Below are 12,159 nucleotides of genomic sequence, written 5' to 3'. Positions count from 1 at the left end.
GTCGGTCACTCAGTGGTCCCGGCCTCGACCCACTTGTCACCGCCCAGTGGGAACTCGTACGCCGGGCGCCCGTTGTTCCCGCTCGTACGGAAGGGCCGGCCCTTGTCGTCCACCGTCAGCGTGCCGTGCCGGCTGCCGCTGGACCAGCTCAGCTCCAGGTACCAGCTGACGTCGTAGGCGGAGGCGTCGGCCCGGATGTAGTAGACCTCCGGGTCGGACTGGCTCACCGAGAACGGGAAGTCGTCATGGCCCGCCTCGGGGACGACGGAGGGTCGCGCGGCATCGAGGGCGACCGTGAAGAAGCGCGTCGGGACGCCACCGCCGCAGCCGACGCCCGGGTAGCCCATGGCGTAGTCGTTCCAGGCGAGCGGCGTCCGCTTGCCGGCCATACGGACCGTCAGCCCGTCGACGACCACCGTCTCCTTGCCGGTGCCCTGCACGGTGAGCTTCAGGAACTGCTGCCCCGACGGAACGGCCCCGTTCGCCGCCACCCAGGCGGGCGCGTCCTGCTCCAGCGGCGGCGGCCCGACCTGCCCCGGCGGACGGTTCACCAAGTAGCGCTGGGAACAGGGGCTTTCCCAGGCGTGCGGAGTGGTGTTCACGGTGAGGGGGACCGAGCCGGCGGCGGGGGCGCTGGTACGACCGGGCCGGTCGCTGTCGCCGCCGGCGGCGGGGGCGCGCGAGGCAGGGGTCGCGGCGGCGGACTCCTTCCCCTCGCTCTTGCTCTTGTCCTTGCCGGTGCCGGCGGAGGAACTGCCCGAGGGCGACGCCGAGCCGCCCGTGCCGCCGTCCGGTGTCGGTCCACCGTCGGACACCGCGGCCGCACCCCGGCGCCCGTCGTCGTCCGCCCCGCCGGAGGGAACGGCCACGGCGAGCCCGACCCCACCGAGGACGACGGCCACGGCGATACCGGCGAGGAGTGCGGGCCGAGGACGTCGTGACCGGCGCTCCTCTTTAGCGCCCTCTTCCGACTCCCCCGGAAGGCCCGCTCCGGGAAGGCCCGCTCCCGAAGAAGCCTCCTCCGCGGGCACCGCCTCCGCATCCGGCGCATCGGCACCCGAAGCCGGAGCCTCGGCGACCGAAGCCGGCCCGTCGGCAACCGGAGCCACTGCCCCTGCCACCACAGGCTCGGAGGAACCCCCACCCCCCTTGCGCCCCCGCCCGGCATCCGCCAGCACCCACCGCCGATGCAGCTCGACAAGCTCCCCGGGCGACGCCTTGCACAGCCGGGCGAGCCTCTCCACCGGCGCGTAATCAGCGGGCACGGCATCCCCGTTGCAGTACCGGTGCAGCGTCGACGTACTCATGTGGAGCCGCTTGGCGAGCACCCCGTAGCTCAGCCCGGAACGCTCCTTCAACTCCCCCAGCAGCGCGGCGAACTCCGCCGCGGCCGTGCCTCCCGACACCCTTCCTCCAACCCCCATGTCCCATTCACCCGTTCCAGAGCAGAGACGTTTCCCCAGGTCACAGCATGTACGGGCGTTCCAGCGTCCCTGATGATCCGCCGGGTGTGGCGGCCGGGACGGATCACCGCACAAGCTCTGGTCATCCAAGCACGCCGCTCCCGGCCGACCGGTCGGCGGCTCGCTCGGGCCTTCTCGCCAACCGCCTTTGTCCGAAAGGGAACCCACCCATGCGCAAGCACCACGCCCTCCCCGTAGCCCTCCTGGCCGCACTCGCCCTCACGGCGTGCGAGGACGGCACGGGCACGCAGGACGAGGGCGCGGCCAAGCCTCAGTTGACGTCGTCGACGACGGCGACCACCGCGCCCCAGCAGACGGCCACCGACGCGAAGGGCACGAAGTCCGAAGCGGCCCCCGCCGCCCGTGTCTCCTGCAACGGCACCAACACCACCGTCACCGCCCAGCCGGTCCGCCGCCCGCTCAACCACATGCTGATCACGGTCAGGAACACCGGCTCGAAGATGTGCGACCTCACCTACTACCCGGTGCTGCGCTTCGACGAGATGCAGTGGGCCCCGCGGCCGATCGAGGACTCCAAGCCGCAGGCGGTGACGACCCTGGCCCCCGGCGAGTCCGGCTACGCGGGCGTCCTGCTGTCGGCGGCCGACGGCAGCGGCGACGGCGGCACCACCGGCCACAAGCTCGAGGTCGGCTTCCAGGGCCGCACGCCGAACAGCAGCGGCGGCCCCTCGGCGCTCCCGTCCCTCCCGGCCAAGGGCGTGTACTACGACAGCTCCCTGTCGGCCACGTACTGGCTGCGGGACATGGACGACGCGCTGTCCTACTGAGTCCTACTGACGGTTCAGCTTCTGGGCCGCCTCCGTGGCCCAGTAGGTGAGGATGTTCCGCGCACCGGCCCGCCGGATGCCGGTCAGGGCCTCCATGATCGCCCGGTCCCGGTCGATCCAGCCCCTCTCGGCGGCGGCCTCGATCATCGAGTACTCACCGGAGATCTGGTATGCGGCGACGGGCACGTCCACGGCGTCCGCGACCCGGGCGAGGATGTCCAGGTAGGGCCCGGCCGGCTTGACCATCACCATGTCGGCGCCCTCCTCGAGATCGAGGGCGAGCTCCCGCATCGAATCCCGCACATTCGCGGGATCCTGCTGGTACGTCTTCCGGTCCCCCCGCAGGGAGGAGCCGACGGCCTCCCGGAACGGCCCGTAGAACGCGGAGGCGTACTTGGCGGTGTAGGCGAGGATGGCCACATCCTCGCGGCCGATCTGGTCCAGGGCGTCACGGACGACCCCGACCTGCCCGTCCATCATCCCGCTGGGCCCGACCACATGGGCCCCGGCATCGGCCTGCACCTGGGCCATCTCGGCGTACCGCTCCAGGGTCGCGTCGTTGTCGACCCGCCCCTCGGCGTCCAGCACCCCGCAGTGCCCGTGGTCGGTCGTCTCGTCGAGACACAGATCGGACATGACCAGCAGGTCGTCCCCCACTTCGGCCCGCACGTCCCGCAGGGCGACCTGAAGAATCCCGTCCGGGTCGGTCCCCGGCGTCCCGAGGGCGTCCTTCTTCGACTCCTCCGGCACGCCGAACAGCATGATCCCGGAGATCCCCGCCGCGACCGCCTCCGCGGCGGCCTTCTTCAGACTGTCGCGCGTGTGCTGCACGACCCCGGGCATGGCCCCGATCGGCACCGGCTCACTGACGCCCTCGCGCACGAAGGCCGGAAGGATGAAATCGGCGGGGTGGAGCCGGGTCTCGGCAACCATCCGACGCATGACGGGGTTACTCCGCAAACGCCGCGGCCGAGTACCGGGAAAAGATCCGTACGTCGTCATGCCACCTACGCTACGCCCGCCCGAAACGTCCCGATGCCGACGCCCTGTCGCGTAACCGCGGGCAATCGTGCCGCTGAGGGCGGCGCCCGTCCCAAAGAGGCGGCACCCCGCTACGCCGGGCTGCGCACCCACCCGCGCCTCAGCCCCAACGCAGAGCACCATGAAGCCCACAGCCCCACAATGCGCCCCCACCCACCCAGGTCCATCCTGAAATCAAAGGAAAAGGACCCCGACGGCCTGGCCCCACCACCCCGCCGCCGCCGTCCCTCCGTACGCCCATCCACGGAGGACGCGATGACCGCCCCCCACCACATTCCCGACCTTTTCGCCCTGTCGGACATACACGGCCCGGTCCTACGCCCCGGCGACCCCGCCTACGCCGACGAAGTCACCGGCTTCAACCTGGCCGCCCTGCACACCCCCGACATCGTCATAGGAGCCACCGGCCCCGACGACATCGTCACCGCCATGCGCTGGGCGAAGGCCACCGACACCCCCGTAGCCGTCCAGGCGACCGGCCACGGCGCCAACTTCCCCATCGAACAGGGCCTGTTGATCAACACCGCCCGCATGACCGACGTGCGGATAGACCCCACCTCCCGCACCGCCACCATCGCCGCGGGCGCGAAGTGGAGCCACGTCATGGCCGCGGCCGCCCCCCACGGCCTGGCCGGCCTCAGCGGCACCTCCACGGACGCGGGCGTCATCGGCTACACCCTCGGCGGCGGACTCCCGGTCCTCGGCCGCGCCTACGGCTACGCCGCCGACCTGGTCCGTTCCTTCCAGGTCGTCACCCCGGACGGCCTGCTGCGCGAGACGGACCCCGAGCACGAACCGGAACTGTTCTGGGCCCTGCGCGGCGGCAAGGGCAACGTAGGCGTCGTCACCTCGCTCGTGACCGACCTGCTCCCCCTCCCCCGCCTCTACGGCGGCGGCATCTACTGCCCGGGCGAGCACACGGAAGCTCTCCTCCAGACCTGGGCGGACTGGACCCGCACCGTCCCGGACGAGATGTGCAGCGCGTTCACGATCCTGCGCCTCCCCCCGATCCCCCAGATCCCGGAGCCCCTGCGCGGCGGCTTCTGGGCCCGCGTGGCGATCGCCTGGCCCGGCCTCCCGGCCGAGGGCGAGGCCCTGATCGCACCGCTCCGCGCAGCCGCCCCCGTGGCCGTCGACACGGTCGAGGTCATGGACCACGCGGCCCTGGACCGAATCCACATGGAACCCCAGGACCCGCTCCCCGCGAGGGAGTCCTGCCTGCTCCTGCGCGACCTGACCCCCGACGCCATCCGCACGTTCCTGGAGCAGGCCGGCCCCACGGCCGGTGCCGACTATCCCCTGCTGATGGTCGAGGTACGTCACATGGGCGGCGCGATGGCCCGCCCGTCCGCCGTCGAGGACGCCGTCTGCTCCCGCGACGCCCAGTACTTCGTCGACTCGGTCGGCATCCTGGCCGCCCCGCCCGCCGCCGAGGCCCTCGAACAGGCGACGGCACGGCTCTACAGCGCGATGGCCCCCTACGGGACGGGCCACACCATGGTCAACATCCACGGCACCCCGGGCGACGAACAGGACATCGCCCGCGCCTGGACCCCGGAGGTCTACGCACGCCTACGCCACGACAAGGCCACCTACGACCCGGCGAACCTGCTGCGCTACGGCCACGCGGTGACTCCCGCGTAGCCGCAGCCCACATCCTCGGTCCGCCGTCGCCCTACCGGCTCGGATTCACGTCGTCGAACGCCGCCGCCGCGCCCCCGGCCGCCGCTCGCTCGGCCGGGTGACTGCGTCCCCGGCCTCAACAGCGGCAGCTCTGCGCTTCGCGCCGAAGTCGGCCAGCGCCTCGGCCAGCTTGTGCACGGACGGCTCGGGCGCCATGACGTCCACCCGGAGCCCGTGCTCCTCGGCGGTCTTCGCCGTGGCCGGGCCGATACACGCGATCACGGTCACGTTGTGCGGCTTGCCGGCGATACCGACCAGGTTCCGCACGGTCGACGACGACGTGAACAGCACGGCGTCGAACCCACCGCCCTTGATCGCCTCACGCGTCTCCGCCGGCGGCGGCGAGGCCCGCACGGTCCGGTAGGCCGTGACGTCGTCGACCTCCCAGCCCAGCTCGATCAGCCCGGCGACCAGCGTCTCCGTGGCGATGTCGGCCCGCGGCAGGAACACCCGGTCGATCGGGTCGAAGACCGGGTCGTACGGCGGCCAGTCCTCCAGCAGACCGGCGGCGCTCTGCTCCCCGCTCGGCACCAGGTCCGGCTTCACACCGAAGGCGATCAGCGCCTTGGCCGTCTGCTCGCCGACCGCCGCGACCTTGATGCCCGCGAAGGCCCGGGCATCGAGCCCGTACTCCTCGAACTTCTCCCGCACGGCCTTGACCGCGTTCACCGAGGTGAAGGCGATCCACTCGTAGCGGCCCGTCACGAGCCCCTTGACCGCCCGCTCCATCTGCTGGGGCGTGCGCGGCGGCTCGACGGCGATGGTCGGCACCTCGTGCGGCACGGCACCGTACGACCGCAGCTGGTCGGAGAGCGACGCCGCCTGCTCCTTCGTGCGCGGCACGAGCACCTTCCAGCCGAACATCGGCTTGGACTCGAACCACGAGAGCTGGTCGCGCTGGGCGGCGGCGGAACGCTCACCGACCACGGCTATCACCGGCCGGCCGCCGTCCGGCGACGGCAGCACCTTGGCCTGCTTCAGCGTCTGCGCGATCGTGCCGAGCGTGGCGGTCCAGGTGCGCTGCCGGGTGGTCGTACCGGCGACGGTGACCGTCATCGGGGTGTCCGGCTTGCGGCCCGCGGAGACCAGCTCGCCGGCCGCCGCGGCGACGGAGTCCAGCGTGGTGGACACGACCACCGTGCCGTCCGACGCCCCGACCTCCGTCCAGCACCGGTCCGACGCCGTCCGCGCGTCCACGAACCGCACGTCCGCGCCCTGCGCGTCGCGCAGCGGCACACCGGCGTACGCGGGCACACCGACGGCGCTCGCGATACCGGGGACGACCTCGAAAGGCACCCCGGCGGCGGCGCACGCCAGCATCTCCTCGGCGGCGTACGTGTCGAGGCCCGGGTCACCGGACACCGCACGCACGACCCGCCTGCCGCCCCGCGCGGCCTCCATGACAAGATGTGCGGCATCCCGCACCGCGGGGACCGCGGCGGTGGTTGACGTGCCGTCAACTACCGTCAGCTGGGGCGTTCCTGTGCCCGGCGCCGGATCCTGGGAAGGATCCGAATCCGTGTGCACTTCGGAGACGCCCTGCCTGGCGTGCTGACGTACGACGTCGAGCACCTCGTGCTCGGCGACGAGAACGTCCGCGCTCGCCAGCGCCTCTACGGCGCGCAGAGTAAGCAGTCCCGGATCTCCGGGTCCGGCACCCAGGAAGGTGACGTGCCCGTGTTCAGGACCGGCGGAAAGGGTGGTGGGGCTCAATGTGCTCGCTCCCCCATCAGACCGGCCGCGCCCTGGGCGAGCATCTCGGCCGCGAGTTCGCGACCGAGCGCCATTGCCCCGTCGTGCGTCTCGGGCACGGGACCGGTGGTGGACAGCTGCACCATGCGCGTGCCGTCGGTCGTACCGACGACGGCGCGCAGGCGCATTTCCTTGACAATCTGCCCGTCGGCCAGCAAGTCGGCCAAAGCGCCCACGGGAGCGCTGCAGCCGGCCTCCAGGGCGGCGAGCAGTGACCGCTCGGCCGTCACGGCGACCCGCGTGAACGGGTCGTCGAGTTCGGCGAGCGCGGCGACGAGGTCCGCATTGCCTGCGGCACACTCGATCGCGAGAGCCCCCTGGCCGGGGGCGGGCAAAACCGTGTCGACCGACAGGAAGTCGGTCACTTCGTCACCGCGGCCGATCCGGTTCAGTCCGGCGGCGGCCAGCACGACGGCGTCGAGCTCACCGCCCCGCACGTATCCGATCCGGGTGTCGACGTTGCCGCGGATCGGGACCGTCGCTATGTCCAGTCCGTGGCCGCGCGCGTACGAGTTGAGCTGGGCCATGCGGCGCGGCGAACCCGTACCGATGCGGGCCCCGCTCGGCAGGTCGGTGAACTTCAGCGCGTCCCGGGCGACGATCACGTCCCGCGGGTCCTCCCGCACGGGTACGGCCGCCACGACCAGGTCGTCGGGCTGCGCGGTCGGCAGGTCCTTCAGCGAGTGCACCGCGAAGTCGACCTCGCCCTTGAGCAGTGCGTCGCGCAGGGCGGTCACGAACACGCCGGTGCCGCCGATCTGGGCGAGCTGCTCGCGCGAGGTGTCGCCGTACGTGGTGATCTCGACGAGCTCCACGGGCCGCCCGGTCACCCGGGTCACGGCCTCGGCCACCTGCCCGGACTGGGCCATGGCGAGCCTGCTCCGGCGGGTACCGAGCCGTAGTGCCCCTGCTTCATCCGCTCGACGGGGGGACGCTTCAGCCGGTGCGGCGCGTCCCCGCGGCTCCCGCGTGTCGTTCATGCCGGCCCTCGGTTCTTCTCGGTAGTGCTGTCCTCGGCGCGGGAGACGGCGGCCACCGTCTCGGGGTCGAGGTCGAACAGGGTCCGCAGCGCGTCCGCGTACCCGGCGCCGCCGGGCTCTGCCGCGAGCTGCTTGACCCGGACGGTCGGCGCGTGCAGCAGTTTGTCGACCACGCGCCGCACGGTCTGGGTGATCTCCGCGCGGTGCTTGTCGTCGAGGCCGGGCAGCCTTCCGTCCAGCCGGGCGATCTCGCCTGCCACGACATCGGCGGCCATGGTGCGCAGGGCGACCACGGTCGGCGTGATGTGCGCGGCCCGCAGTGCTGCCCCGAAGGCCGCGACCTCGTCGGAGACGATACGCCGGACCTGGTCCACATCGGCAGCCATCGGAGCGCCCGCGGAGGCTTCCGCCAGCGATTCGATGTCCACCAGCCGCACCCCGGCGAGCCGGTGCACGGCCGCGTCTATGTCGCGCGGCATCGCCAGGTCCAGCAGGAAGAGCACGGGCTGCGGCCGCGGCGGCTCCTCGACCGGCTCGGGCCGGCGCCGCTCGGGGATCCGCCCGACGGTGGCCACGGTCGCGGCGAGCGCGGCGATGGCGTCGGCGTCCGGGGCGGGATCGAGCGGGTCGATCGTCCCCGGCCTGGCCGGTGCGCCCGCCGTCCGCTGGGCGCCGCCCACCGCGCCGTTGTCCACCCACGCCGCGTGCTGTTCGAGATCGGCGGCGGCCATCCCGGCCACGGCCGCCTCGCCCAGCACGGAGAATCCCGCGGTGTTCTGCACCGAGGCCAGGTCGAGCGGACAGCCGTCCTCGTTGCCGAGGCTGGTGGCCGGCAGGTTGCCCCGCTGTCCGTCGGGCCCCGCCGCGCGGTCCGGCTCCTCACCATCGGCCTCGGCCCACAGCACGGCCGTACGGCCCTCCGCTGCGGCGGCGATGGCGTCCGCCGTCAGGACCAGGCCGGTCGCGCCGGTACAGGAGACGGCGACGTCGGCACGTGTCAGCTCGGCCGGCACCGATTCCATCGGGACCGCGCGGGCCGCCACGTCCGTGTCGTCGCCCTCCATGAGGATCTGGGCGAGGCGCTCGGCCCGGTCGAGGGTCCGGTTGGCGACGACGACCTCGGCGACACCGGCACGCGCGAGCGTCGCCGCCGCCAGGGAGGACATCGAGCCGGCCCCGATGACCAGGGCCTTCTTGCCCCGGGCCCATGCCTGTATGTCACCGCCCTGCGCCAGCTGCTCCAGGCCGAAGGTGACCAGGGACTGCCCCGCGCGGTCGATGCCGGTCTCGGAGTGGGCGCGCTTTCCGACCCGCAGGGCCTGCTGGAACAGGTCGTTCAGCAGGCGGCCCGCGGAGTGCAGGTCCTGGGCCCGGGCCAGGGAGTCCTTGATCTGGCCGAGGATCTGTCCCTCGCCGACGACCATCGAGTCCAGCCCGCAGGCCACCGAGAACAGGTGGTGGACGGCCCGGTCCTCGTAGTGCACGTAGAGATAGGGGGTGAGCTCCTCGAGGCCGACGCCGCTGTGCTGGGCGAGCAGCGTGGACAGCTCGGCGACACCGGCGTGGAACTTGTCCACGTCGGCGTAGAGCTCGATGCGGTTGCAGGTGGCGAGCAGCGCGGCCTCGGTGGCCGGCTCGGCGGCGACCGTGTCCTGCAGCAGCTTGACCTGCGCGTCCGCGTTCAGCGAGGCCCGCTCCAGGACGCTGACCGGGGCGCTGCGGTGACTGAGTCCGACGACGAGAAGGCTCATGCCGGCATCACGGCGGGCAGGTCCCCGTCAGGCCCCTGGTCGGCGGACTCGCTGCGGGCGGCGACGGCCGGGGCGCCCCCGTCGGAGGCGGCGGCCTCCTCGCCGGCCTTGCGCTGCTCGTGGAAGGCGAGGATCTGCAGCTCGATGGAGAGGTCGACCTTGCGCACGTCGACCCCGTCCGGGACGGACAGCACGGTCGGCGCGAAGTTCAGGATGGAGGTGACACCGGCGGCCACGAGCCGCTCGCAGACGGCCTGGGCGGCACCGGCGGGGGTGGCGATGACACCGATCGACACGCCGTTGTCCTGGATGATCTTCTCCAGGTCGTCGGAGTGCTGCACGGGGATACCGGCGACGGGCTTGCCGGCCATGGCCGGGTCGGCGTCGATCAGCGCGGCGACCCGGAAGCCGCGGGAGGCGAACCCGCCGTAGTTGGCGAGCGCGGCGCCGAGGTTACCGATACCGACGATCACAACCGGCCAGTCCTGGGTGAGGCCCAGTTCGCGGGAGATCTGGTAGACGAGATACTCGACGTCGTAGCCGACACCCCTCGTGCCGTACGACCCCAGGTACGAGAAGTCCTTGCGCAGCTTCGCGGAGTTGACCCCCGCGGCGGCCGCGAGCTCCTCGGAGGAGACCGTGGGTACCGAGCGCTCCGACAGCGCGGTCAGAGCGCGGAGATACAGCGGAAGCCGGGCGACGGTGGCCTCGGGAATCCCTCGGCTGCGGGTCGCCGGTCGGTGAGTTCGGCCAGTTGCCACGGTGCTCCTGCGGGTAGAGCGGGGCTGTAGGCGGTCATACGTCCCTACATGACCGCCCCGTCGAAAGCAGGCTATGTCTTTGTGAACGCGTGCACAAAGATGGTGTCCGTTTTGCCCGCCCAACGTGACCGGGCTCACGCGCCCCCGGCGCACTCCCGGGGAACCGGCGCACAAGCGCCGTCGTTCCTTCGCTTCTGGGGGCAAAACCGCACACTCTCCTCTGTGTATCCCGCCCCCGAGACCAGCCACCGTCGATCCTAAGCGACCTCACCGACCGCTTTGTACTGCTCGGTCAGTCGCTCAGCGGCCGGACTCAGTCGGTCAGGGCCTTGCGCAGGCGCCCCTCGTTCACGCGCCAGAACGTGTGCTGCCTGCCATCCACCAGCACAACCGGGATCTGCTCCCAGTACTGGTCGTGCAGCTCCCGATCCTCGGTGATGTCCTTCTGCTCCCAGGGGACTCCGAGATCACCGCACACCTTCTCCACAACGACCTGCGCGTCATCACACAGATGACATCCGGGCTTGCGGATCAGGGTGACGAGCCGCTCCCGAGGGGGCGTACGACGAAAGAGGGGACTCATGTCAGCCATTGTCGCGCGCCCGGGACACGCCGACCCCGCCCTCCGCGTCCTCCCCACCCTCCCCGAGCGGCATCTTTAACGACACGCTCGCCGAGAGTTCACAGGCTCCAAACCTCTCGACTCCGGAACCCCCGAACAAACTGGCTATGCTCACGCCATGGCCGCTCTCGGATGGCTCACTCCCCGTAGGCGCTCCGCCACGGCGCGGAGCGTTTTGGCAGGCGAGGCCTCGGCGGAGGCAGCCCGCAAATCCTCGCAGGAAGCTTCCGGCACGACCGAGGAACCGCAGTTCCCGGTCCACGGCGACGACCAGGCCGCCGCCTTCTTCGACCTGGACAACACCGTCATGCAGGGCGCCGCGCTCTTCCACTTCGGGCGAGGGCTGTACAAGCGGAAGTTCTTCGAGACCCGCGACCTCGCGAAGTTCGCCTGGCAGCAGGCATGGTTCCGGCTGGCCGGCGTCGAGGACCCCGAGCACATGCAGGAGGCCCGCGACTCGGCCCTGTCGATCGTCAAGGGCCACCGCGTCGCCGAACTCCAGTCGATCGGCGAGGAGATCTACGACGAGTACATGGCCGAGCGCATCTGGCCCGGCACCCGCGCCCTCGCCGAGGCCCACCTGGACGCGGGCCAGAAGGTCTGGCTGGTGACGGCGGCCCCCGTCGAGATCGCCCAGGTCATCGCCCGCCGCCTGGGCCTGACCGGCGCCCTGGGCACGGTCGCCGAGTCGGTCGACGGCGTCTACACGGGCAAGCTCGTCGGCGAACCGCTGCACGGCCCCGCGAAGGCCGAGGCGGTCCGCGCGCTGGCCGCGGCGGAGGGCCTGGACCTGACCCGCTGCGCCGCCTACAGCGACTCGCACAACGACATCCCGATGCTGTCCCTGGTCGGCCACCCCTACGCCATCAACCCGGACTCCAAGCTGCGCAGGCACGCCCGCGAGCTGGACTGGCGCCTGCGCGACTACCGCACGGGCCGCAAGGCGGCCAAGGTCGGCATCCCCGCGGCGGCCGGCGTGGGAGCCGTGGCCGGCGGAACGGCGGCCGCGATCGCCCTGCACCGCCGTCGCCGCTGACGACCCGATCAATCCGGGACACCATCGTTTGCGGGATGACCACGCCCGTAAATCCAACTGGCGTACCCCCAAAACCTCGTATCCAGTCCTCTTGGCTGCACACGGCCACAACACGCCCTGGACTCAGCCGCAATCCGAACCCTTCCGATCAACATCCGTTCACAATCCGGCACTTGATTCGGCGTCAATCGGTTACGGAAGCGACGTAATCGATGATTTGAGCAACTCGGTGTAGCAGAGCCTGTACGAAGCGTTATTCTCCTCAGACGCAAACCGGTACCC

General features: G+C 71.6%; 10 protein-coding genes. 3 read left to right on the top strand and 7 right to left on the bottom strand.

Annotation, left to right across the window (positions count from 1 at the left end; genetic code table 11):
* Positions 1-5: 5 nt before the first annotated feature.
* Entirely contained in the window at positions 6-1,406 is a 1,401-nt protein-coding gene (locus OHU35_RS24505; RefSeq protein WP_405506867.1) for a helix-turn-helix domain-containing protein, read from the bottom strand.
* 227 nt (positions 1,407-1,633) lie between these two features.
* Here OHU35_RS24505 and OHU35_RS24500 point away from each other — a divergent pair, with 227 nt between their 5' ends.
* Positions 1,634-2,251 carry a DUF4232 domain-containing protein gene (locus OHU35_RS24500; RefSeq protein WP_405506866.1) on the top strand — a complete coding sequence of 206 codons (618 nt, stop codon included), beginning with the start codon at positions 1,634-1,636 and terminating at the stop codon, positions 2,249-2,251.
* 3 nt (positions 2,252-2,254) lie between these two features.
* Here the strand turns inward: OHU35_RS24500 and hemB are convergent, their stop codons facing one another.
* Positions 2,255-3,253 (bottom strand): porphobilinogen synthase, encoded by a 999-nt coding sequence (gene hemB / locus OHU35_RS24495; protein ID WP_189728285.1) that lies wholly within the window; start codon positions 3,251-3,253, stop codon positions 2,255-2,257.
* A 294-nt stretch (positions 3,254-3,547) separates the two neighbouring features.
* Here hemB and OHU35_RS24490 point away from each other — a divergent pair, with 294 nt between their 5' ends.
* Positions 3,548-4,936, top strand: a complete 1,389-nt coding sequence (locus OHU35_RS24490) for an FAD-binding oxidoreductase (protein WP_359887706.1) — start codon at positions 3,548-3,550, stop codon at positions 4,934-4,936.
* A 45-nt stretch (positions 4,937-4,981) separates the two neighbouring features.
* On the opposite strand, the gene OHU35_RS24485 is transcribed toward OHU35_RS24490, so the two are convergent.
* From OHU35_RS24485 to OHU35_RS24465, 5 genes are all read right to left on the bottom strand, one after another.
* The gene (locus tag OHU35_RS24485) at positions 4,982-6,688 is read right to left on the bottom strand and encodes a bifunctional uroporphyrinogen-III C-methyltransferase/uroporphyrinogen-III synthase (RefSeq protein WP_189728281.1); all 1,707 of its coding nucleotides are present in this window, start codon (positions 6,686-6,688) and stop codon (positions 4,982-4,984) included.
* Entirely contained in the window at positions 6,685-7,707 is a 1,023-nt protein-coding gene (hemC, locus tag OHU35_RS24480) for a hydroxymethylbilane synthase (protein ID WP_189728279.1), read from the bottom strand. Before hemC ends, OHU35_RS24485 begins: the two co-directional genes overlap by 4 nt.
* Complete coding sequence (locus OHU35_RS24475) at positions 7,704-9,458, bottom strand: glutamyl-tRNA reductase (RefSeq protein ID WP_189728269.1); 1,755 nt, start codon at positions 9,456-9,458, stop codon at positions 7,704-7,706. The genes hemC and OHU35_RS24475 overlap by 4 nt, the downstream gene beginning before the upstream one ends.
* The gene (locus tag OHU35_RS24470) at positions 9,455-10,219 is read right to left on the bottom strand and encodes a redox-sensing transcriptional repressor Rex (RefSeq protein WP_189728267.1); all 765 of its coding nucleotides are present in this window, start codon (positions 10,217-10,219) and stop codon (positions 9,455-9,457) included. The genes OHU35_RS24475 and OHU35_RS24470 overlap by 4 nt, the downstream gene beginning before the upstream one ends.
* 313 nt (positions 10,220-10,532) lie before the next feature.
* On the bottom strand, positions 10,533-10,811 hold the full coding sequence (locus tag OHU35_RS24465) for a glutaredoxin family protein (RefSeq protein WP_189728265.1): 279 nt from the start codon (positions 10,809-10,811) through the stop codon (positions 10,533-10,535).
* Positions 10,812-10,959: 148 nt separating this feature from the next.
* On the opposite strand from OHU35_RS24465, the gene OHU35_RS24460 reads away from it, so the two are divergent.
* Positions 10,960-11,877 carry an HAD family phosphatase gene (locus OHU35_RS24460; RefSeq protein ID WP_189728263.1) on the top strand — a complete coding sequence of 306 codons (918 nt, stop codon included), beginning with the start codon at positions 10,960-10,962 and terminating at the stop codon, positions 11,875-11,877.
* Positions 11,878-12,159: the final 282 nt, after the last annotated feature.

Source organism: Streptomyces purpurascens, assembly GCF_045040895.1.
GTDB classification, from domain to species: domain Bacteria; phylum Actinomycetota; class Actinomycetes; order Streptomycetales; family Streptomycetaceae; genus Streptomyces; species Streptomyces purpurascens.
Note: the sequence above shows the minus strand (reverse complement) of the source record. Positions and strands in the feature narration are given on the sequence as shown.

Coding starts and splice junctions, on each gene's coding strand:
- OHU35_RS24500 (WP_405506866.1), top strand. CDS start 1,634: ATGCGCAAGCACCACGCCCTCCCCGTAGCCCTCCTGGCCGCACTCGCC.
- hemB (WP_189728285.1), bottom strand. CDS start 3,253: ATGACGACGTACGGATCTTTTCCCGGTACTCGGCCGCGGCGTTTGCGG.
- OHU35_RS24490 (WP_359887706.1), top strand. CDS start 3,548: ATGACCGCCCCCCACCACATTCCCGACCTTTTCGCCCTGTCGGACATA.
- hemC (WP_189728279.1), bottom strand. CDS start 7,707: ATGAACGACACGCGGGAGCCGCGGGGACGCGCCGCACCGGCTGAAGCG.
- OHU35_RS24475 (WP_189728269.1), bottom strand. CDS start 9,458: ATGAGCCTTCTCGTCGTCGGACTCAGTCACCGCAGCGCCCCGGTCAGC.
- OHU35_RS24465 (WP_189728265.1), bottom strand. CDS start 10,811: ATGGCTGACATGAGTCCCCTCTTTCGTCGTACGCCCCCTCGGGAGCGG.
- OHU35_RS24460 (WP_189728263.1), top strand. CDS start 10,960: ATGGCCGCTCTCGGATGGCTCACTCCCCGTAGGCGCTCCGCCACGGCG.